General features: G+C 64.5%; 20 protein-coding genes. 11 read left to right on the top strand and 9 right to left on the bottom strand.

The window, feature by feature from the left end; genetic code table 11:
• Window positions 1-331: 331 nt before the first annotated feature.
• Both ACE1EY_RS05380 and uvrA read right to left on the bottom strand, forming a co-directional pair.
• Window positions 332-538 carry a YdcH family protein gene (locus ACE1EY_RS05380; protein ID WP_370299629.1) on the bottom strand — a complete coding sequence of 69 codons (207 nt, stop codon included), beginning with the start codon at window positions 536-538 and terminating at the stop codon, window positions 332-334.
• Window positions 535-3,372 (bottom strand): excinuclease ABC subunit UvrA, encoded by a 2,838-nt coding sequence (uvrA, locus tag ACE1EY_RS05375; RefSeq protein WP_370299628.1) that lies wholly within the window; start codon window positions 3,370-3,372, stop codon window positions 535-537. Before uvrA ends, ACE1EY_RS05380 begins: the two co-directional genes overlap by 4 nt.
• A gap of 107 nt (window positions 3,373-3,479) precedes the next feature.
• Here uvrA and ACE1EY_RS05370 point away from each other — a divergent pair, with 107 nt between their 5' ends.
• Both ACE1EY_RS05370 and ssb read left to right on the top strand, forming a co-directional pair.
• Entirely contained in the window at window positions 3,480-4,643 is a 1,164-nt protein-coding gene (locus ACE1EY_RS05370) for an MFS transporter (RefSeq protein WP_291514014.1), read from the top strand.
• Between the two features lie 81 nt (window positions 4,644-4,724).
• Window positions 4,725-5,249, top strand: coding sequence for a single-stranded DNA-binding protein (gene ssb / locus ACE1EY_RS05365; RefSeq protein ID WP_291514013.1), 525 nt, complete (start codon window positions 4,725-4,727; stop codon window positions 5,247-5,249).
• On the opposite strand, the gene ACE1EY_RS05360 is transcribed toward ssb, so the two are convergent.
• A complete protein-coding gene (locus ACE1EY_RS05360) occupies window positions 5,246-5,935 on the bottom strand; it encodes a Sir2 family NAD-dependent protein deacetylase (RefSeq protein ID WP_291514012.1) in 690 nt (229 codons plus the stop codon). The two genes, ssb and ACE1EY_RS05360, sit on opposite strands and share 4 nt — an antisense overlap.
• A 145-nt stretch (window positions 5,936-6,080) precedes the next feature.
• Here ACE1EY_RS05360 and ACE1EY_RS05355 point away from each other — a divergent pair, with 145 nt between their 5' ends.
• Window positions 6,081-6,509, top strand: a complete 429-nt coding sequence (locus tag ACE1EY_RS05355) for a hypothetical protein (protein WP_291514011.1) — start codon at window positions 6,081-6,083, stop codon at window positions 6,507-6,509.
• Between the two features lie 20 nt (window positions 6,510-6,529).
• On the opposite strand, the gene ACE1EY_RS05350 is transcribed toward ACE1EY_RS05355, so the two are convergent.
• Genes ACE1EY_RS05350 through ACE1EY_RS05335 form a run of 4 tightly spaced genes read right to left on the bottom strand, consistent with a single transcriptional unit; the run spans window position 6,530 to window position 10,084 of the window.
• On the bottom strand, window positions 6,530-7,684 hold the full coding sequence (locus tag ACE1EY_RS05350) for a sulfotransferase (RefSeq protein WP_370299627.1): 1,155 nt from the start codon (window positions 7,682-7,684) through the stop codon (window positions 6,530-6,532).
• Window positions 7,681-8,397: a hypothetical protein gene (locus ACE1EY_RS05345; RefSeq protein WP_291514009.1), complete on the bottom strand. Its 717-nt coding sequence runs from the start codon at window positions 8,395-8,397 to the stop codon at window positions 7,681-7,683. Before ACE1EY_RS05345 ends, ACE1EY_RS05350 begins: the two co-directional genes overlap by 4 nt.
• Window positions 8,398-8,422: 25 nt before the next feature.
• The gene (locus ACE1EY_RS05340) at window positions 8,423-8,740 is read right to left on the bottom strand and encodes a hypothetical protein (RefSeq protein ID WP_370299626.1); all 318 of its coding nucleotides are present in this window, start codon (window positions 8,738-8,740) and stop codon (window positions 8,423-8,425) included.
• A 3-nt stretch (window positions 8,741-8,743) separates the two neighbouring features.
• Window positions 8,744-10,084 (bottom strand): arylsulfotransferase family protein, encoded by a 1,341-nt coding sequence (locus ACE1EY_RS05335; protein WP_291512893.1) that lies wholly within the window; start codon window positions 10,082-10,084, stop codon window positions 8,744-8,746.
• A 64-nt stretch (window positions 10,085-10,148) separates the two neighbouring features.
• On the opposite strand from ACE1EY_RS05335, the gene ACE1EY_RS05330 reads away from it, so the two are divergent.
• The 6 genes from ACE1EY_RS05330 to lnt all read left to right on the top strand — a co-directional run bounded on the left by ACE1EY_RS05330 (window position 10,149) and on the right by lnt (window position 16,020).
• Window positions 10,149-10,727, top strand: a complete 579-nt coding sequence (locus ACE1EY_RS05330) for a low molecular weight protein-tyrosine-phosphatase (protein WP_291512894.1) — start codon at window positions 10,149-10,151, stop codon at window positions 10,725-10,727.
• A gap of 89 nt (window positions 10,728-10,816) precedes the next feature.
• Window positions 10,817-12,160, top strand: coding sequence for a tRNA (N6-isopentenyl adenosine(37)-C2)-methylthiotransferase MiaB (miaB, locus tag ACE1EY_RS05325; RefSeq protein WP_291512895.1), 1,344 nt, complete (start codon window positions 10,817-10,819; stop codon window positions 12,158-12,160).
• 18 nt (window positions 12,161-12,178) lie between these two features.
• Window positions 12,179-13,168, top strand: a complete 990-nt coding sequence (locus ACE1EY_RS05320; RefSeq protein ID WP_291512896.1) for a PhoH family protein — start codon at window positions 12,179-12,181, stop codon at window positions 13,166-13,168.
• On the top strand, window positions 13,165-13,629 hold the full coding sequence (ybeY, locus tag ACE1EY_RS05315; RefSeq protein WP_291512897.1) for an rRNA maturation RNase YbeY: 465 nt from the start codon (window positions 13,165-13,167) through the stop codon (window positions 13,627-13,629). Before ACE1EY_RS05320 ends, ybeY begins: the two co-directional genes overlap by 4 nt.
• Window positions 13,626-14,504, top strand: a complete 879-nt coding sequence (locus ACE1EY_RS05310; RefSeq protein WP_291512898.1) for a transporter associated domain-containing protein — start codon at window positions 13,626-13,628, stop codon at window positions 14,502-14,504. Before ybeY ends, ACE1EY_RS05310 begins: the two co-directional genes overlap by 4 nt.
• Before the next feature lie 28 nt (window positions 14,505-14,532).
• Window positions 14,533-16,020 (top strand): apolipoprotein N-acyltransferase, encoded by a 1,488-nt coding sequence (gene lnt, locus ACE1EY_RS05305; protein ID WP_291512899.1) that lies wholly within the window; start codon window positions 14,533-14,535, stop codon window positions 16,018-16,020.
• Window positions 16,021-16,024: 4 nt separating this feature from the next.
• Here the strand turns inward: lnt and ACE1EY_RS05300 are convergent, their stop codons facing one another.
• Window positions 16,025-17,053: a DUF2804 domain-containing protein gene (locus ACE1EY_RS05300; RefSeq protein ID WP_370299624.1), complete on the bottom strand. Its 1,029-nt coding sequence runs from the start codon at window positions 17,051-17,053 to the stop codon at window positions 16,025-16,027.
• Between the two features lie 52 nt (window positions 17,054-17,105).
• Between ACE1EY_RS05300 and leuS the strand changes: the two genes are divergently transcribed.
• Together leuS and lptE are read left to right on the top strand one after the other, a co-directional pair.
• Window positions 17,106-19,670, top strand: coding sequence for a leucine--tRNA ligase (leuS, locus tag ACE1EY_RS05295; RefSeq protein WP_291512901.1), 2,565 nt, complete (start codon window positions 17,106-17,108; stop codon window positions 19,668-19,670).
• On the top strand, window positions 19,663-20,220 hold the full coding sequence (lptE, locus tag ACE1EY_RS05290) for an LPS assembly lipoprotein LptE (RefSeq protein ID WP_291512902.1): 558 nt from the start codon (window positions 19,663-19,665) through the stop codon (window positions 20,218-20,220). The genes leuS and lptE overlap by 8 nt, the downstream gene beginning before the upstream one ends.
• Here the strand turns inward: lptE and ACE1EY_RS05285 are convergent.
• Window positions 20,183-21,400: a (Fe-S)-binding protein gene (locus ACE1EY_RS05285; RefSeq protein WP_291512903.1), complete on the bottom strand. Its 1,218-nt coding sequence runs from the start codon at window positions 21,398-21,400 to the stop codon at window positions 20,183-20,185. The genes lptE and ACE1EY_RS05285 overlap by 38 nt on opposite strands.
• Between the last annotated feature and the right edge of the window lie 48 nt (window positions 21,401-21,448).

Genomic DNA, 21,448 nt, shown 5'->3' with positions numbered 1-21,448 from the left:
CGTTCGAGACATCAGCGGTTGTGAAGTCGAGCCTGCGGACGACGGGAAATCGGCCGACACGCCGACGGGTGTGGGCACCTAATCGCTATACGTAGCGCAGGCTTGCGGGAAAACCGGCCCGTTCTATACGGATTGCGCTTGCAAACAGGCCCTGCGGCGTTAGTCGGCGCGTCCATGCGCCTTCCCTTGCGGGCCTGCCTTCGGCGGTTTCAATTAGCTCCCGGCGAATGGGTGCTCGTCGCTTGTTTGGAATGACCAAACTTCACTTCTCGCGCCTTGCCTGGCCTGTTTTCAGGCGGCAACTTGGCGGCGGGAATAGATCGGTGTTTCCCTAAGCATCCAGATTCGGAATCATCATCGATTCCAATCGTGAGATGGCGTCCTTGAGTTGCAGCTTGCGCTTCTTGAGGCGTCGCAGTTCCAGCTGGTTGCAGTAGACCAGCATTTCCATCTCCATGATCGCGAGGTCGAGCTGGCGGTGTTCGGCCCGCAGGTCGCAGACCTTGGCGCGGATTTCGGAGCGGGTGTACTGGGTCATGCCGGTTCCGGCTCGCGCTGGAGCAGCGGTTGCAGGAAGCGACCGGTGTGGGAGGCCTCGACATTGGCCACGTCTTCCGGCGTGCCGGTTGCGACGACCATGCCGCCGCCGTCGCCGCCTTCCGGACCCATGTCGATGATCCAGTCAGCGGTCTTGATGACATCCAGATTGTGTTCGATCACGACCACCGTGTTCCCGGCATCCCGAAGTCTGGAGAGTACCCCGAGCAGCTGGGCAATATCGTGAAAATGCAGCCCGGTGGTGGGTTCATCGAGGATGTAGAGCGTTTTTCCGGTGTCGCGCTTGGAGAGTTCGCGCGCGAGTTTGACGCGCTGCGCCTCGCCGCCGGACAGCGTGGTCGCGTTCTGGCCGAGCTTGACATAGGACAGGCCGACTTCCATCAGGGTTTCCAGCTTGCGGCGCAGGACGGGAACGGGCTGGAAGAAATCCGTGGCCTCCTCGACCGTCATGCCTAGCACCTCTGCAATGCTGCGGCCCTTGTACTGGATGTCCAGCGTCTCGCGGTTGTAGCGCGCGCCCTTGCAGACATCGCAGGGCACGTAGACGTCCGGCAGGAAGTGCATCTCCACCTTGATCACGCCATCGCCCTGGCAGGCCTCGCAGCGGCCGCCCTTGACGTTGAACGAGAAGCGGCCTGGCTTGTAGCCGCGGGCGCGGGCTTCGGGCACGCCGGCGAACAGGTCACGGATCGGCGTGAACAGCCCGGTGTAGGTCGCGGGGTTCGAACGTGGCGTGCGGCCGATCGGGCTCTGGTCGATGTCGATGACCTTGTCAAAATGCTCCAAGCCGTGAATGGCGCGTGCCGGCGCGGCGTGGTGATGAGCGCGGTTCAGCTCGCGCGAGACATGCTTGTAGAGCGTCTCGTTGATCAGCGTCGATTTGCCCGAGCCGGACACGCCGGTGACGCAGACCATCAGCCCGACAGGAATCTTGACCGTGACATTGCGCAGGTTGTTGCCGGTGGCCCCTTCGATGATCAGCGACTGCTTGTCATTCGGCGCGTGGCGCTGTTCGGGTACGGCGATGCCGCGCTTGCCGCTGAGGTAGTCGCCGGTGAGCGAGCCGCTTGCGCGTTCGATGTCTTCGGGCTTGCCCTGGGCGACGACCTGACCGCCATGCACGCCAGCGCCGGGACCGATGTCGATGACATGGTCGGCCAGACGAATGGCGTCTTCATCATGCTCGACCACGATTACGGTGTTGCCGAGGTCGCGCAGGCGAAACAGCGTGTCGAGCAGGCGGCGGTTGTCGCGCTGGTGCAGGCCGATGGAGGGCTCATCCAATACGTACATCACGCCAACCAGGCCAGCACCAATCTGGCTGGCAAGGCGAATGCGCTGAGCCTCGCCGCCGGAGAGCGTGTCAGCACTTCGGGACAGGCTGAGATAATCGAGGCCGACATCGACCAGAAATCGCAGGCGCGCGCTAATTTCTTTGAGAATGGGGCGGGCGATCTCGGCGTGGCGGCCTTGCAGGTCCAGCTGGGTCATCTGGTGCTGGGCTTCGTGCACTGAGGTGCTGACTAGCTCAGGCAGGCGGCGACCATCAACCTTTACGTGTCGCGCGGCGCGGTTCAGGCGTTCGCCATCACAGTCGGGGCAGGCCTTATTCGCTAGGTACTTGGCCAGTTCTTCACGCACGGCCACCGAATCGGTCTCGCGGTAGCGGCGCTCCATGTTGGGGATGATGCCCTCGAAGCGATGGCGGCGTGTGCGGGTGCGCCCGCCTTGGCCGGGGTAGGTGAACTCGATGGCATCTCGCCCACTGCCGTAGAGCACGACCTGCTGGATCTCGTCCGGCAACTCGTCGAAGGGTGTGTCCAGATCAAACGCGTAGTGCCCGGATAGTGATTCGATCAGCGAATAGAAGTAGGCATTGCGCTTGTCCCAGCCCCGAATGGCACCGTCACCCAACGGAACGTCGGGATGGGCGACGACGCGGTCCTTGTCGAACACCTGTAGCTGGCCGAGGCCATCGCAGGTGGGGCAGGCACCGGTCGGGTTATTGAACGAAAACAGCCGCGGTTCCAGCTCGCCAATGGCCCAGCCGCAGACCTTGCAGGCGTAGCGCGATGAGAACGTGATCGACTCGCCCTCGCGGTTGTACGGCGCCAGGGTGGCGACGCCATCGGCGAGATTCAGCGCGGTCTCGAAGGATTCGGCCAGACGTTGCTTGATGTCGTCGCGGATCTTGAACCGATCGACCACGGCTTCGATGGTGTGCTTGGTCTTCTTGTTGAGTTCCGGCGCCTCGTCCAGTTCCATCACCGTGCCGTCGATGCGGGCACGGATAAAGCCCTGGCTGCGCAGCTGCTCCATGATCTGCTTGTGTTCGCCCTTGCGGCCGTCGATGACCGGAGCAAGCAGCATCCACGCCGAGCCCTCCTCCTGCTCCAGCGTTTTGTCCACCATCTGGCTTACGGTTTGCGCAATCAGTTCGCCGCCGTGGTCGGGGCAGGACGGAATGCCCGTGCGCGCATAGAGCAGGCGCAGGTAGTCGTAGATCTCGGTGACCGTGCCCACCGTCGAGCGCGGGTTGTGCGATGTCGACTTCTGCTCGATGGAGATCGCCGGCGACAGGCCCTCGATGGAGTCGATGTCCGGCTTTTCCATCATCGACAGGAACTGCCGCGCATAGGCAGACAGGCTTTCCACATAACGCCGCTGGCACTCGGCATAGATGGTGTCGAAGGCAAGCGATGATTTGCCGGAGCCGGACAGCCCGGTGATCACGATCAGGCGGTCGCGAGGCAGTGTCAGGTCGACATTGCGCAGGTTGTGCGTGCGCGCGCCGCGGATCTCGATGGTGTCCATAGGGACAGGAAACCTGTGGCTGGTGGAATCGGGGAAGCGCGAAAGTTTAGCAGCGTGCCGGGTGATACCATGCACAGGCGTTTTTTCTCGATGTGTCCCCCGTCCGGATGAATTCCCTCGAACGCCGCGCCGTGGGTGGTCTGGCGCTGGTTTATTGGCTACGCATGCTGGGCCTTTTCATGGTCTTGCCCGTGCTCGCCGCCTACGCCAACGACTACACGCGCGCCACGCCGGTGCTGATCGGCTTGGCGGTGGGTGTCTATGGGCTCACGCAGGCCGTGCTGCAGCTGCCGTTCGGTCTGGCCTCGGATCGTGTCGGGCGGATTCCCGTGATCGTGTTCGGCCTCGTCGTGTTTCTCGCGGGGAGTCTGGTCGCGGCCTCGGCGCAGACCATCGAGTGGCTCATTATCGGGCGCGCCTTACAGGGCGCCGGCGCGGTGGCTGCCGCCATCAATGCCCTGCTGGCCGATCTGACCCGCCCCAGCGTGCGCACCACGGCGATGGCCATTCTTGGCATCTCTATTGGTATGGCGTTTCTGGTGGCGCTGATGATCGGGCCGGTACTCACGGCCTGGCTGGGGTTGGCGGGCGTGTTCCGGCTGGCGGCCGTGTTCGCCTTTGTCGCGATTCTGTTGCTGCTGATGCTCATTCCGCGCCCGGAGCGGCGTGAACCCACGACGCTGATCAGCGGCCTGCGTGCGGCGCTGCGCGACTCGTCACTGCATCCGCTTTATGCCGGCATCTTTGTGCTGCACGCGGCCATGACCGCGGTATTCGTGGCGGTGCCGGTGCTGTTGAGCCGCCGCTTGGGCATGGAGGCTGGCGACCAATGGTCGGTGTTTGCGCCGGCCATGCTGGTGTCGATTCTTCCGCTACCCATCCTGATCTGGTTGGCCGAGCGCCGCGGCCATCAGGCAGCGGTGGTGCTGCTGTGCATTGCCATGGCGGCCGTGGCGTTGGTTGGCATGACCCAGGTGGTCGCAACGGGCTCCATGCTATTCGCGCTTAGTCTCTATTTCGCCGGCTTCAACTTGCTGGAAGCGACCATGCCGTCGCTGGTCTCCCAGGCCGCGCAGATCGAGGCGCGCGGCGCAGCCCTGGGCATGTACTCCACCGCGCAGTTTCTTGGCGCGTTCACGGGTGGCGCGGCAGGGGGCTGGATCATGTCCGGCTGGGGCATGAACGGCGTGCTGATCGCGGCGGGTGCGCTGCTGGCAAGCTGGCTGCTGTTTGCGCCTCGCACGCCCTGGCGCACGCTCAAGACAGCCTGATCGTCGGCTGCGGTAGTCACCACGGCGCGACTGCGGGTAGGCTATCCGGCTACTTCACACCAGTTTCGCAGGGGCTCTCGCATGGCGCGCGGCATCAACAAAGTCATTCTCGTCGGCAACCTTGGAGCAGATCCGGAAACCCGGCGCATTCCGAGCAGTGGCGCGCAGGTCACCAATATTCGGATCGCCACGTCCGAAAGCTGGAAAGACAAGCAGACCGGCGAGCAAAAGGAACGGACCGAGTGGCATAGCGTGGCGTTTTTCGGTCGTTTGGCCGAGATTGCTGCCGAATACCTGCGCAAGGGTTCGCAGGTCTATGTGGAAGGCTCGCTGCGCACTCGCAAGTGGCAGGGCAATGACGGTCAGGATCGCTACACCACCGAGGTGATCGGCAGCGAAATGCAGATGCTGGGTGGCCGCGGTGGCGCAGGCGGCGGTAGTGGTGGCGGCTTCGGCGGCGGCTCGTCATCGGGCGGCGGCTACAGCGGCGGCGGAAGCAGCAGCGGTGGCGGTTACGGTGGTGGTCGCTCCGGTGGTGGTGGCGGCAACAATGCGCCGGCCCCGCAGCCGGTCGACGACTTTGGTGACGACGACATTCCGTTTTAGTCCGCCAACGCGCTGCGCGCCCAGCGGGACATGATTGGCGGGACCTCGTCGCAGGCCGTTCCGCAAATCCACTCGAAGTGATCCGGGCAGGTTCGGAGTTCGGGAGCGATGATCACGCGTTCGCCGGCTCGGGTGGCGTGATGTACCCAGTCGGCCACTGGCCAAACCTGTAGCGAGGTGCCGACCACGAGGAAGCGGTCGGCTTCGCGGATGCGGTCCAGACTCTCATCGATGTGGCGGACGGCCTCGCCGAACCACACGACGTCGGGCCGCAACTGCGCGCCATCATCGGCCAGATCACCCAGGCGGATGTCCTGATCCTGCATCGGAACCTTCAGGCCTGGGTTGCGGCTGCTGCGGGCGAGCATGATCTCGCCATGGACATGCAGCACATCGGTGGAGCCTGCCCGTTCGTGCAAGTTGTCGACGTTCTGTGTGACGACGCTAACTGGATGGTGACGTTCCAGCGCGGCGATCGCCTGATGCGCCGCGTTGGGCGCCGCCTCGCGCACCATCGCCCGGCGAAAGTTGTAGAAATCGAGGACGCGTTGCGGGTTGTCGGCGAAGGCTTCCGGCGTTGCCAGCGTCTCGGCGCGGACTCCGTTCCAGAGTCCGCCGGCACCGCGAAAGGTCGGCAGCCCACTTTCTGCGCTGATGCCCGCACCGGTGAGTACAACAATCTTCATGGGGTGATCCCGTTGGCTGGCCGGTGCATTGGAACGCGAAATGCAAGGTCGATGAAAGCGGAAGCCGCCCGCCGCAGGGTGCATGTTCTTGCGGTGACGGGTTCGCTTTGACTACCGTCTGGCCTTTCCCTGCAACCATCGAGCTATGTTCCCCCGACTCACGAGCGGTGCCGAGCGTTTTGGTCGCCGACGCCGCGTGGCGGCGCCGCTGTGTTTGCTGCTGGCGTCCAGCATGCAAATCGGTTGCGACGGTCGGACTGCCGTGGTCGCCTCGGAGATTCCCGCGTCCTTCCATGGCGAATGGAACCGGCAGTTCGAGGACTGCGGCAGTGGCCGCAACGACACGCGCTTGCGGATCGGCGCCGACCGGGTGCAGTTCTACGAAAGCACGGCCTATGTGCAGTCGGTGGAACGCATCACGCCGCAGGAGATCCGGGTTGATCTACGGTTCAGCGGCGAAGGAGATTTCTGGGATCGGACTTACCGGTACCGGTTGTCCAACAACCGCCAGGCGCTGATCGATCTGACCGGCGAACGCGAGCTGCGTCGATACCGCTGCGAAGACGCAGGGTGATTCGCCCAGGCTCACCCTGCCTAGTCGGTGTAGCCGAAACGAGCGGCCGTTGGCCAGGTGATCCGGCGGATCAGGTCCAGTTCGCTGGCCTCGAAGGCAGGCTGGTAGTAATCCGGTAGCTTCAGGCGTGCGGCGGCAGCGTGGATGACCGGCGCGTCGACCTCAAGTTCGCAATGCGCATAGGCCGCATTGAGCACCTGCTCCGAGTGCTTGCACAGGGCTTCGTAGCGGATGACCTGACAGGCCCGGTGCAGCGCGGGGCTGGCGTCGAGCTGATTGGCCACCGTGGTGTAGACCATGGCCCAGTACTTGGCCCAGCCTTCGACCTCGCGGCCGTTCTTCCAAAGGTCCTGAACTTCGCGGATCGCATCGTCGTCGCCGGTGTGCATCGGCCGGCGGTCCAGCCCGAACTCGAAATGCCCCACGCGACGCATGTGCTCCAGCGAGCGCGGGTGCGCCTGCTCGCCGGCTTCGAACAGCGTCTGCTGTTTCATCAGCGAGGCGATATGCCAGACCGGGTCGCGGATGGGCAGCAGGAAGCGCGCGTCCGGAAACAGTTTGAGCAGGTACTCCAGACGCATCAGGTTGTAGTTGCCTTTGGCGACATAGCGTGAGCCCCCACGAATCGCCAGCAGTTTGCGGATGTGCTCGCGGTAGAACGTCTCGAACTGCGGGTGTTTGGTGGTCTCGTTCAGCACATTGCTGCGGCTGGGGTTATGCGTATCGGGAAAAAACGCCATCCAGAGCACTTCTTCAAAGGCTTCGGGACTGCGTGAGGTGACGCTGATGCCGTCGCCGTGAGCCCTTTCCTTGGCATCTTCCTTGGACTCCGGAACCCGCGACAGCCAGCGGTCCCAAAGCCAGGGGGTCATCACCGGCGGATAGTCGCGGTATTGGTGTGTGCTGACGTCGGCGTGCTCGGCCAGCAATTCCAGCAGAATCGTGGTGCCGGAGCGAGCCAGGCCGGCGACGTAGATCGGCGCCTTGATATCGACCTGGGCGATTGCGTCCTCGGCCAGGCGGGTATCGAAATTGCCCAGTCCAATGGCCGAATCTCGGTGCTTATGTTGCCAGCCACTCAGCCAGTGCATCCAGGTCGGTACCGCGAAGCTTTCGACCGCGGCGTCGCTGGGTTGGGATCTGGCGGTGCGTTTGGGGTCGAGTGTCGCGTTCATTGAATGTTGGCCCAGCGGTACATCAGAAGTGACACGACGAACATCACCGGCATGAACACGGCCAGCCAGGATCGCAGCCAGTCCGGCCCGAAAGGCAGCACATGGCGTTCGGGCAGCGCGATCCAGACCTGTTCGACGGGGGCATCATCGGGGAGGTAGCCCAGCGGGTTTTCCGCCAGCCAGTGCCACCAGGGTTGTTTGGTGACAATGCCGACCGGGGCTGTCATGTCGATCGCAGCGACCAGCGTGGGGCCGTTGAAGACCGATAGCTCGGCCGGTTGCTGGGCGCCGTTCCAGCGCGTTTCGGCCCCTTCCGGCACCGTGCGTACGGTGGGCGGGTCATCCGGTGGCGGCAGGCGGTGGCCGTAGTAGGTTTCAGCCCACAACAGCAGGCTGAGCAAGGGCAGGATCGCCAGCAGCGTGCCCGGCACGACCAGTCCCACATGGCGAAAGGCAGTCGCGAACTGTCGCCTGATCAGCGGCCCGGCATCGGCGAAGTCGCCATCGAAGGCGTTGAGTCGTTGGCGGGCCTCACGGGCGTTCTTCTTGGCCTCGGCAATGCGTGACTGCGGCGATAGCCACTTGTACAGCAGCATGGTGCCGATAGCCGCAACCCCGGCCCAGATGGTGAGGCGCAGCCAGTCCGGCAACGCCGTCGCCATCAGTTGGTCCAGAGCCGTGAAGCCCGGTGCGGGCCAGTCGAAGAATCCCATGAGTGGTTCCCGGTCAGCCGTCGGCTCAAGCCGTGCGGCTGGAGTCCGGCCCCTGCGGCTGTCTGACATCCACGGCGGGATCGTCCATCACCTCCAGGGTGTCGGCCTGGTTGGCCTCTGCGGCCAGCTTGCGTTGACGTCGTGCGCGGCGAATCGGCCACAGCACCACAAACAACACGGCGGCTCCCAGCGCTGCGACCAGGCCCCATAGGGCGCCCAGCAGGCTGAGGCCGGCGCCGGGGCCGACATAAGCCTGGGCAGCGGTGAGCGGGGCGATGCAGAACATCACGGCCAGCAGCCACTGCAGGGAACGCGGGTTGGATTTCATTTGACGATGATTCATGACTTAACTCCTTGTCTCGGATTGCAGGCGTGCGCGGAACTCCGGTGTCAGCTCATCGGCAGCCAGACGTTGGCCGGATGACATGACGGGGATGAACTGGTCGTTGTCGCCACCGCGAACGGGGTTGACGAACTCCCAGACGATCTCGCCTTGCGGCGAGACTTCCAGCAAACGGCCACCATCGGATTCGGTGATCAGATAGTTGCCGTTGGGAAGTTTGGTGACGGCGGCGCGCAGCTTGCTTTCCAGCGGCTTGTCGTCGCTGCCGGCATAGGAGAAGACGATGCCGCCTGTGGCGGGGTCCACTTCGAGGATCCGGCTGCGGTCGCCGTCGGTGTAGTGGCCGTAGTTGTCGAACACGGTGAAGTTGCCGTTCGGCCAGGCCTGGATCGAGTGCTGGCCATGCCAGGGGCCCTTGGTCGCCCAGGTCATCTCGCCGGAATCCAGATCAATCAGGGCAGGCGCGGCCGGATGACGCATGGAGATCAAGGCCTGGTTCGCCTTGCCGTCGGCCGGGGCGAACACGCCGGCCAGTTCCTCGTCGATAAGCTGGATGCTGTTCGTGTGCAGCGGGTCTTCCAGCGCGAAATAGGGGATTGCGGTCAGGATGATCTGGTACTTCGATTCGTAGAACGCATCGAAAACGGAGATCGGCTGCTGCGGTTCGCCGGTTTCGCCGTCGATCACGACCACCCAGTCGTCCAGGAAGGGTTTCGCCAGCGACGAGAACACTTCGTAGCGCTGGTCGCGGAAACCATGGGTGAGCGCCAGTACGCGGCCATCCGATCCCAGGTCGAAGTCGTGGTGCACGGCGCCGTGATACGACCAGATGACGTTGGAATCGGCATCGAGCTTGACCATGCCGTAGCCCCAGGGCGTGTCGGCCGCGGCGATGTAGATCGCGATCAGGTCACCGTTGGGTTGCATGATCGCCTTGCGCCAGTACATCAGCTCATCGCGCTGAGCCGGACGGCCATCCGGTGTGGTGTTCCACAGCTCTCGGTAGGGCAGGCTCCAACGATGGACTTCGTCGCCGTCCATGCCGATCAGATGGGCCGTGGTGCTGCCGCCGCGGGTGTACAGGGTATAGCCGGCGTAAGCCTTTGCCGGGTCGTGGACGGTGGTGCCGCGGGCGTCGGTACGGGCCTCGCGCCACTGGTCCGTTTGCACGTAGGAGTTTTCGATCTCGCGCTGGAGTACAAGTGCGCGGCCCGCCTTGTAGGCGTTCGAGAGCGGCTCGGACGGGAAGACTTTGGTCAACATGACGGCCGCCCCGCCGAGAAAGGCGAGGAACAGGCAAGCCACGAAAAAAACGGCAAAGCCGATGCGATCCGATCTGTCCATGTAAGAGAACCCTCTAGTGGGTTCCCCCGCCCGTCACGTCCCCGGTCGGGCTTGTGACGTCTCCTTGCCTGCTCAGACTCTGGGCAATTTCATTTGGTTCCACGCCGCCGAATACAGCGGAGCGCGATGGCGCTCTGATATTCTTCGCGGCCTGAAGCGCGTTACGCGCGCTGCGCCTGTCACCGAACTGATCGCACCCGACCCGATGTTCAATCGTTTTCTTGTTGTCTGCACCGGCAATATCTGCCGCAGCCCCATGGGCGAATACCTGCTACGACAGCGCTTGGCCGACCGGCCGAATGCCGTCGTGGAGTCCGCCGGAATCGGTGCGCTGGTCGGCCATCCAGCGGATCCATTCGCGCTGGAGGTGATGACGGACAACGGGCTGGATGCGAGCGAGCATCGCGCGCGGCAAATCGATCAGGACATGATCGCCAAGTCCGACCTGATTCTGGTGATGGACAAGAGCCATATGCGGTGGATTCACCAGAACTTCCCCATGTCGCGCGGCCGGGTGCATCTGATTGGTCGCTGGCGTGACAACGCTGAGGTGGCTGACCCGTACCGCCGCCCGCGGGAGGCCTTCGAGCAGGCCTGGCGCGATACCGAGGCGTCGATCGATGACTGGATGAGCAAGGTCTAGCGAGTCCATCGACCGCCATGTGGCGGTTTCCCGACAAACTGTCATCACCATCCCTTATACTGCCGGGTTCTTTCGAGCCCTGATCCGTCATGTCGCGCGGCAAGCTTTACATCAAGACCTTCGGCTGTCAGATGAACAGCTACGACTCGGACAAAATGGCCGATGTCCTGGCGCGTTCACACCAACTGGAGCGCACGCACAATCCCGACGATGCGGACGTGCTGCTGCTCAATACCTGCTCCGTGCGCGAAAAGGCGCAGGAGAAGGTGTTTTCTGAGCTGGGACGCCTGCGGCCACTCAAGGACAGCAACCCGAATCTGCTCATCGGAGTCGGCGGCTGCGTGGCCTCGCAGGAAGGCGATGCCATCGCCGAGCGTGCACCTTATGTGGATCTCGTCTTCGGACCGCAGACGGTGCATCGCCTGCCAGGGATGGTCGATCAGGCGCGCGCGAAGCGGGGCACGGTCGTCGACATCTCGTTTCCGGAAATCGAGAAATTCGACAACCTGCCGGAACCCCGCGCCGATGGCCCGACCGCCTTCGTGTCAGTCATGGAGGGTTGCAGCAAGTACTGCACTTTCTGTGTCGTGCCTTACACCCGCGGCGAAGAGATCAGCCGCCCGCTGGACGATGTGCTGACCGAGGTCGCGCAGCTGGCCGAACAGGGCGTGCGGGAAATCACCTTTCTGGGACAAAACGTCAACGCCTACCGGGGGGCGATGGCCGATGGCGCCACCGCCGACCTTGCGCTGCTCATCCACTACACGGCGCAAATGCCTGGGGTTCAGCGCATCCGTTTCACGACGTCGCATCCCGCCGAGTTCACGGATGATCTGATCACCGCCTACGCCGAGGTGCCCAAGCTGGCGGGTTATCTGCACCTGCCGGTGCAGGCGGGCTCCGACCGGATTCTGGCGATGATGAAACGTGGTCACACGGCTGCCGAGTATCTGGACAAGATCGCGCGCCTGCGTGCGGCAAGGCCCGATATCGCCTTGTCCACCGACATCATCGTGGGCTTTCCGACCGAGTCTGACTCCGATTTCGCGGCGACGATGAACGTGGTCCATGAGGCCGCGTTCGATCACGCGTTTTCGTTCAATTACAGCCCGCGGCCGGGGACGCCCGCCGCCAATCTGGCCGACACCGTGCCGGCGGAAGAAAAGTCCAAGCGCTTGCAGATTCTGCAGACCCGCGTGCGCCAGCAAGGCATGCGCTACGCCGAGTCGCTGGTTGGTACCACGCAGCAGGTGCTGGTCGAGCGTGCCTCGGTGAAATCGCCGAACCAGATGGCTGGCCGTGCCGGTAACAACCGTTGGGTCAATTTCGACGGCGATCGATCGCTGATCGGGCAAATGGTCGATGTGGTGATCACCGAGGCATTGCCGAACTCCTTGCGGGGTCGCCTGGTCAATGCTTCCGTGGCCGCCTGAAGCGAATCTCTTTCTCGCATGGATTCTGTAACCCCAACTGAAGCGCCCACCGCGCGCGACGTGGTGCTCATGCCGGCCGACAACGGCCGGCTGGCACGGCTTTGCGGCCCGCTGGACGTCAATCTGCGGGAAATCGAGCAGCGCTTGGGCGTGGACATCCGCAACCGAGGTAACCGCTTCCAGATCCTCGGGGCCGCGGAGGTGGCCGACATGGCCGAAACCGTGTTGCGTGATCTGCATAAGCGGGCCGTGGGCGATCTGTCCACCGAGGACGTGCACATGGCTCTGGCCACGGTACGCGCAGAGTTTGATGAGCGCGCGCCGGGTTCTGCGCCCGATGCTGCGCTTGAGGATGGCCCCGTCAGGGCGCGTCGCGTGAGCATCCGCGGGCGCACGCCGAACCAGCGGCGCTACATCGAGAACATTCGCGCGCATGATCTGAATTTCGGCATCGGGCCGGCCGGCACCGGCAAGACCTATCTCGCCGTCGCGACGGCTGTCGAGGCTCTGGAAACGGAGCGCGTGCGCCGTCTGGTGCTGGTGCGGCCTGCGGTCGAGGCCGGCGAGCGACTCGGTTTTCTTCCGGGTGATCTGGCGCAGAAGATCGACCCCTACCTGCGTCCGCTGTACGACGCTCTGTACGAGATGCTGGGTCACGACCGTGTCGCCCGTCTGTCCGAACGTGGCGTGATCGAGATGGCGCCGCTGGCCTATATGCGTGGGCGGACGCTCAACGAGTCCTTCATCATTCTCGACGAGGCGCAGAACACCACCGTCGAGCAGATGAAGATGTTCCTGACCCGCATCGGCTTCGGCTCCAAGGCGGTTGTCACCGGGGATACCTCGCAGGTTGACCTGCCGCGAGGTCAGCGCTCCGGGCTGCGACACGCTGTGGATCTGCTCGAGGGCGTGGATGGCATCAGTCTTGCGCGCTTTCAGGCCAAGGACGTGGTGCGTCATCCGCTGGTGCAGCGGATTGTCGATGCCTACGATCGGGAGGACACGTGAGCCTCGAACAGATCGACTGGACGGTACAGCGTGTGGCCGAGGGTCATGATGCTCCGGCTGACACCGACTTTGCCCGCTGGATCGCGGCGGTGGACACGCGTTTGCCGCTGGCCGGCGAACTCACGCTGCGTCTGGTCGATCGCGAAGAAAGCCAAAGCCTCAACGCGCAATGGCGCGGCAAGGACAAGCCCACCAACGTGCTGTCCTTCGGTTACGGCGATGTGCCCGAACTGCTGGGCGATCTGGTGTTCTGCGGCCCGGTTGTTGCCGAAGAGGCGATGGCCCAGGGCAAGCCGCCGCTCCACCACTGGGCGCACCTCACCACTCACGGCCTGCTACATCTCTCCGGTTATGACCACGAGTTGTCATCCGATGCGGAGATCATGGAGGCGGAGGAGATCGCCATTCTGGCGACGCTCGGCATACCCAATCCTTACAACGAGACACAACACGCCGCATGAACGATTCGGAACCTCCCAGTTCGATCGAGCAGGATTCTTCTGACAACTGGCTGCGCCGGCTTGGCCGCAGTCTGGGGGGCGCACCGCGCACCCGGGAAGACCTGCTCGCCACGCTTCGCCAGGCTGAAGATGACGAGCTGATCGACAGCGACGCCCGCTGGATGATCGAGGGTGTGCTGGAAGTCGCGGAGACCCAGGTTCGCGACATCATGATCCCGCGCGGGCAGATGGTCGTGATCGAGGCCGATGCCAGCCTGCGGGAAGTGGTCGATATCGTGGTCGAATCCGGCCATTCGCGCTTTCCTGTCATCGGCGAGAGCCGCGACGAGGTGCTGGGCATTCTGTTGGCCAAGGACTTGCTGCGTTATGTCAGCGTGGCCGGTGGCGACGCCGAATCCGGCTTCGATGTGCGCAGCGGCATGCACAGCGCGGGCTTTGTGCCGGAATCCAAGCGTTTGAACGTGTTGCTCAAGGAATTCCGGTCCAGCCGCAATCACATGGCCGTTGTCGTCGACGAGTACGGCGGCGTCGCCGGGCTGGTGACCATCGAGGACGTGCTGGAGCAGATCGTCGGCGAAATCGACGACGAGTACGACGAGGCCGAGGGCGCCTACATCCTGCGGCAGGACGAGCACCGCTATCTGGTGCGGGCGCTGACCCCGGTGGAGGAGTTCAACCGCTACTTCAGTTCCGAGTTCTCGGATGAGGAATTCGACACGGTCGGCGGCCTGGTCACCCATGCCTTCGGCCGCATGCCGTCGCGCGGCGAGTCGATTTCCATCGGGCCGTTCGGATTCACGGTGCAGCGTGCGGACAGCCGCCGCGTGCAAACCCTGCAGGTGGCGCTGGTCGACAGCAACGAGGCCGAGCACTGAATACCTGGCGGCGGGCTGGTTCTCGCTGATGTGGGTTCGGCTGTTTGGCTGCGCCGCGGCAGGCGGCGTGGCGACCCTGGGTTTCGCGCCCTTCGGCTGGTGGCCGCTGACGCTGTTGGCGATGCTGGCGCTGCTGGTGGCGATCCGAGGGCAGGGTCCGGGCCGCACGGCATTGCTGGGCTTCGCATTCGGCCTCACCCATTTCACCAGTGGCATCTATTGGGTTTTCTATTCCACTGTCTATTACGGCAACGCCGCGCCCTGGCTAGGCGTGGTGCTGGTCTGCCTGCTCGCAGCGGTGCTGGCGCTGTTTCCTGCTGTCCTGCTGTGGTTCGGGCGCTGGTTGCTGCCATCGACCTCGCCGGTCTGGCCGCTGGCCGTCGGCACGGCCTGGACGGCCTCTGAGCTGATCCGCGGGACCGTACTGGAAGGCTTCCCATGGCTGGCCACCGGCTATGCCTTTGCCGACACGTCCATGCACGGCTGGGCGCCCGTACTGGGTGTGCATGGGATGAGCTGGCTGCTCTGGTCTGTCGTGGCCTGCGTGGTCGCGTTGTTGTGGCAGCGCCGCTGGCTTGTTCACGGGCTGCCGGTGCTTGCGGTGGTGGTGTCTGCGTGGGTGCTGCCCGCGCCTTCGAGCTGGACCGAGGCGGACGGCCCGGTGCTGGATGTCGCGCTGATCCAGGGCAATGTCGCGCAGGCCGACAAGTGGCGGGATTCCGAAGGGCCGCGCATTGCCGGTCTGTATGAGCGGATGACCGATGCGGCACTGGGCGCCGATCTGGTGGTCTGGCCGGAGGTCGCCGTGCCTTACACCTATCCGCAGATCCGCAATGGCTATCTGGCGCGCATCGGGCGCCGGGCCGCAGACGCCGAGACGGCCGTGGTTCTGGGTACGCTGATCCCCAATGATGAGCGCACGCAGATGCTCAACAGCGTGGTCGGCATCGGTGCAACCGAAGGCACCTACCTCAAGCGCCATCTCGTGCCTTTCGGGGAGGTGTTTCCGCTGCCGGATTTCATGCGGCCGCTGCTCGATGTCGTCGATCTGCGTTTCGCCAATCTCGACACCGGCGATGCCGGGCAGCCGCATTTCCCCATCGGGCAGACGGCGGCGTCGATCTCGATCTGCTTCGAGGATGTGTTCGGCGACGAAATCGCTCGCGAGGCCCGCGGCTCCGGCTTGCTCGTCAATGTGACCAACGATGCCTGGTTCCATAATTCGACCGCCGCGCCGCAGCATTTGCAGATAGCGCGGATGCGATCCGTGGAAACGGCGCGTCCCATGCTCAAGGTGGCGCAGACCGGCATCACCGCGATTATCGGGCCGGATGGCGAGATCCAGCAGCAGGTTCCGCAGTTTCAGGTCGCCACGCTGCGTGGCCGGGTTCAGCCGGTGCGGGGCCAGACCCCCTACATGCGCTGGGATGATCGGCCGTTGTGGTGGGGTTCTGCGTTGCTAGGCCTGGCGCTGCTGGTCTGGCGCCTGGCTGCAGGCCGCCGCGCCGCCGCCTGATTCGCTACCAGCGGGCGAACTGGTCTTCGCAGAAGCCTGGGATGTCGCGAACCGTCATGGCTGCCCGGCCGGCCGGCTGAATCACGCCGGAGAAATAACCGAAGTCCTGACGAAAGTCGCTGGCGATCAGCCCGGCGTTCAGCCGTTCGGTATGGCGGCCGCAGGGGGTGAAGCGCAGATCCAGCGCCCCGCAGGCGCTGCGCACGGTCCATGCCGCGGTCAGGTCGTGGCGGGAATAGTCGAAATGCGTGGGTCCAACGGACAGGCGCTCACCATCGATCCATAGGCAGTTTTCGGAGAATCCGGTGTCGTTGACGCCGCAGGACACGTTCAGACCGACGCGCTGCGCCCCGACCTGCGCGGTGAAGCAGGCCCAGTTCCAGAACGTCTCTCGGCGCATGAATCCCGCGGAATAGTCATGGTGGGCAAAAGCCCCGATCTCGCCGAGATCGAGCGACACGCCGGCCCCTTTCACGTGGCCGAAGACGCGGGTGCCGGCGATCTTGCGGGCGTAGACCCAGCCATTGCGGGCGGTTTGCGTGCAGAGCGACATCGGCTGGCAGTGCTCCGGGCCCTCGCTGAAGGTGGCGTCGATATCGATGCCGCTGCGGGTCTCAACCTGCAGCGACCGGCCGGCGCGCGAATAGCGCAGGTGTACGCGAGCCGGACGGGTGGCGAGGTGGCTGTGGCCGTCGACGGGCCGATCCGTGAGGGTCAGCCCCATGCCGAACGGGCGGCGAACGCTGATCGCGTCCATCTTGCCGGTGGATGGAACGAACACGTACATGAACGCGGCGCCCACCCAGCCAATGTTTGCCAGCGCGCAGCCGGCGAACAGGTCCGGCGCGACGATGCCGAAGTACTCGAACTGTTTGTAGGCCAGGCGCCGGCGCAGTGGTCCGTGGCGCCGTCCCAGCGGGCTGCGAAAGGCGGCCCGGCGCCAGCTCACCTGCTCGGGCGTGGTCTCGAACACGCCCAGTCTGGCGTGGCCGTTGGCGTCCAGCAGAGATCGCATGGGCGGGGGGTGCGTCATTCGGTATCCTTGCGCGCCTTTCCAGTTCTCGGCGCGTGCCGCGTTTTAACACATGAGCCAGTCGTACGATCCCGCTGCGGTCGAAGCCCAAGCCCAGTCCCATTGGCGCGAGGCCGCCACGTTTTCGGTGCAGGAAGACGACACGCGCGAAAAATTCTATTGCCTGTCGATGTTCCCGTATCCCAGCGGGCATCTCCACATGGGCCACGTGCGCAACTACACGTTGGGCGACGTGATCAGCCGGTTCAAGCGCAAGCGCGGCTACAACGTACTGCAACCGATGGGTTGGGATGCCTTCGGCCTGCCGGCGGAGAATGCAGCCATCCAGAACAAGGTGCCGCCCGCGGACTGGACCTACGCCAACATCGACCACATGCGCCAGCAGTTGCAGCGGCTGGGGCTGGCCTACGACTGGTCGCGCGAACTCGCGACCTGCAAACCGGATTACTACCGCTGGGAGCAATGGCTGTTCACGCAGATGATCGAGCGCGGGCTGGCCTACCGGAAGACGGCTGTCGTCAACTGGGACCCCATCGATCAGACCGTGCTGGCCAACGAGCAGGTGGTGGATGGTCGTGGCTGGCGCTCTGGTGCGCTGGTGGAGCGGCGCGAGATTGAACAGTGGTTTATCCGCATTACCGACTACGCCGACGAGCTGCTGGATGGCCTGGATGCGCTGCCCGGCTGGCCCGACGCGGTCAAGACCATGCAGCGCAACTGGATCGGCCGCAGCGTGGGCATCGAGGTCCAGTTCACCGTGGACGGCGGTGCGCCGCTGACCGTGTTCACCACGCGTCCGGACACGCTGATGGGCGTGACCTATCTGGCCGTGGCGCCCGAACATCCGCTGGTGGATCAGGCACTGGCCGGCGGCGACGCGGCGTTGCGGGCATTTGTTGACGAATGCCGCAGCTCCACGGTGTCCGAGGCTGTGATCGAGGCGCAGGAGAAGGCGGGCCATGCGCTGGGTATCGATGCCATCCACCCGATCAGCGGCGAGCGGGTGCCGGTCTGGGTCGCGAATTTCGTGCTGATGAGCTACGGCACCGGCGCGGTGATGAGCGTGCCCGCCCACGACCAGCGTGACTGGGAGTTCGCCAGAGCCTACGGCCTCCCGATCAGGCAAGTCATCGAGCCCGCGGGCGGTCATGCCGACCTGGATGAGGCAGCGATTACCCAGAAAGGCGTGTTGGTTAACTCCGGCCCTTACACGGGGCTGGACTCCCAGGCCGCTTTCGAGCGGATTGCCGATGCCCTGGAGGCCGACGGCAAGGGGCGGCGGCGCATCAATTTCCGCCTGCGCGACTGGGGTGTATCCCGGCAGCGGTACTGGGGTTGTCCGATTCCGGTGATCCGCGAGGCCGATGGTGCGTTGACCCCGGTGCCGGAGGCCGATCTGCCGGTGGTGTTGCCAGAAGACCTGGCGCCCGATGGCAGTGGCTCGCCGCTCAAGGGCTACGCACCGTTCACTGACGTGATTTCGCCCCAGACCGGTGAGCCGGCGCAGCGCGAGACCGACACCTTCGACACCTTCTTCGAATCGTCGTGGTATTACGCCCGCTACTGCTGCCCGGGGCTGGATACCGCCATGCTGGATCAGCGCGCCGATTACTGGTTACCGGTGGATCAGTACATCGGCGGCGTCGAACACGCGACCATGCATCTGATCTACTCGCGCTTCTTCCACAAGGTGATGCGTGATGCTGGGCTGGTGCAGTCAGACGAGCCGTTCAAGCGTTATCTGCCGCAGGGCATGGTGCTGGCGGAGTGCTTTTTCCGCGAGTCCACCGATGGCAAGAAAACCTATTTCTCACCGGACGAGGTCACGATAGAGCGTGACGACAAGGGCCGCGTGACCCGCGCCGTTGCCGATGCCGACGCTGCGCCGGTGACAGTGGGCGCGCTGGAGAAAATGTCCAAGTCCAAGCGCAATGGCGTGGACCCGCAGTCGGCGATCGAACAGGCCGGCGCCGATGCCGTGCGCCTGTTCATGATGTTTGCAGCGCCGCCGGATCAGACCCTGGTGTGGTCAGATGCCGGGCTGGAGGGCGCCAGCCGCTTTCTGGGACGGTACTGGCGTCTGGTGCAGGCGGTGGTCGCCGGTGAATCGGCCGGGCAGGGTGGTGTCTCGGCCGTCGAGGCGCGGCGCAAGCTGCACGAGACCATTGCCAAGGTCACCGACGACATCGACCGCCGGCAGGCCTTCAACACCGCGATTGCGGCGATGATGGAATTGACCAACCTGCTCTACAAGGTGGATGCCGCCGGGGAGGGCGCGGCGGTGCTGCGCGAGGCAGCCATCGCCCTGACGCAAATGCTCAACCCCTTTGCACCCCACATCACCCGCGCCTGCTGGCAGGCGCTGGGCCAGACCGACCCCATCGAGGACGCGGCCTGGCCGGAGCATGATGAATCCCTGCTGGTGGCCGATGCGGTCACGCTGAGCGTGCAGGTCAACGGCAAGATGCGCGGTCGCATCGAAGTGCCCGCCAGCGCCGACGAGGAGCAGCTCCAGGCGATAGCGCTGGCCGATGAGAACGTGGCGCGCTTCGTCGACGGCAAGCCGCTGCGGCGGTTTATCGTTGTGCCGGGCAAGCTGGTCAATATCGTTGTTTAGGCATCCGGCGATTCTGCTCGCCGTGGCGTTGATCAGCGCCTGCGGTTTTCAGCTGCGGGGTGGCCGTCCGCTGCCAGACGTGCTGCGCAGCGTGTTCATCGAGGTCAATCAGGAATACCGGACATTGGAGCCACCAATCGTCGGTTCCCTACGCGCCGCGCTTCGAGCCAGGGGTGCAGAGGTGGAGCGCAAGGAACGCGACGCTCGCGCCAAGCTGGTCATCGAGGAGCTGGTCGAACAGCGTCAGGTCATCTCCGTCGGTCCCGATGGCAAGGCTATTGAATACGAGCTGACCACGACCATCCAGTACACGGTCAAGGCGGATGGCGAGACCGTGCTGCCGCATCAGACGCTGTCGCTGTCACGGGACTACAGCTTTAACGCCGATGCCGTGCTCGCCAAGGAAGCCGAGGAACTGAAGCTGCGTGAGGCGATCCAGGCAGAGCTTGCCGAGCTGATGATGCTGCGTCTCGAGGCCTCGCTCATGATGCCCAGCGCACAGGCGGAGCCCGCTATGCGAGGCGAGCAGCAGCTACCGACACCGCGTTGACCACGGCCTGATCGCGGTCCGCTCGCCGCAGTGCGCCGCCGATGTGCATGGCGCAGCCCACGTTCGAGGTCGCCACGCAGGCGGCGGTATCGTCCACGCCTGCCAGTTTCTTCGCGACCAGGGTGTCGGCCATCTGCGGTCGCGTGACGAAATAGCTGCCAGCCGCGCCGCAGCAGCGGTTGTTCTCGGGCAAAGCCTTCACGGTCACGCCCGGCACCCGCTGCAGTAGGCGGATGCCGCCGTCGGCGTCTTGCAACACGTTGCGCAGGGTGCAAGGTGTGTGAACCTGCACGTCTATGGGGGCATCGGCGCGAAATGCCGTCTCCGACCAGTCTGCCTTGCCCAGGAAGCTGTCCACATTCTGAACACGGTCGGCGAAGGCCCTGGCCTCCGGTCGGTCGCTGAGCTTGTTGTACTCGGCCAGGGTGCAGGTGCAGCCGCTGGCGGTGCCGAGGATGGCGTCGTAGTCGCCGGCAAAAGCCTGCAGGTTCTGGTTCACCAGCGCGTCAGCACGGTCCATCAAGCCGTTGTGGCTCGCCAGCGCGCCACAGCAACTCTGCCTGGCCGGCACGTCGACCCGATAGCCCAGGTGCGTCAGCAGCTTGATCGAATCGCCCAGCGTCTGACCGTCCACCATTCGCGAGACGCAGCCCAGGAACAACGCCACATGGCCACGTTGTTCACCCACCGCGGGGTAGCTGCCAGTCCAGGACCGGGGGCGCGCCAACGGCGGCAACAGCGATGCCATCCGGCCTAGTGATCGGTTCCTGAACAGCCAGCGCGTCAACTTGACGAAACCCAGGCGCTGCCCGAGCCACACCAGCCAGGTCATCAGTTGCAGGCGACCCACGTGTGTCAGCACGCCGGCCATCAGCCGGTCCAGCCGGGTACGTTCGGGTTTCTGCTCGGCCATGTGCTCGCGGGCGGCGTCGATCATTCGGCCATAGGGCACCTCGGCCGGACAGACCAGTTCGCAGGCCCGGCAGCTCAGGCAGCCATCCAGGTGATCCTCCAGCTTTGGCGAGACGTCCAGCGTGCCCTCCATCATTCCGCGCATCAGGCTGATCCGGCCGCGCGGTGAGTCGCCCTCGTCGGCGGTGACGCCATAGGTCGGGCAGTGCGGCAGGCAGAGGCCGCACTTGACGCAGAGGTCGGTGTCGTTGAGCAGGTGGTTGGACATCAGTGCATTGGGGCTGTGCGGGGAGCGCTCGTATAATACAGCCCGCCG

The sequence above is a fragment of the Abyssibacter sp. genome (assembly GCF_964229365.1).
In the GTDB taxonomy this organism is placed as follows: Bacteria; Pseudomonadota; Gammaproteobacteria; order Nevskiales; family OUC007; genus Abyssibacter.
Note: the sequence above shows the minus strand (reverse complement) of the source record. Positions and strands in the feature narration are given on the sequence as shown.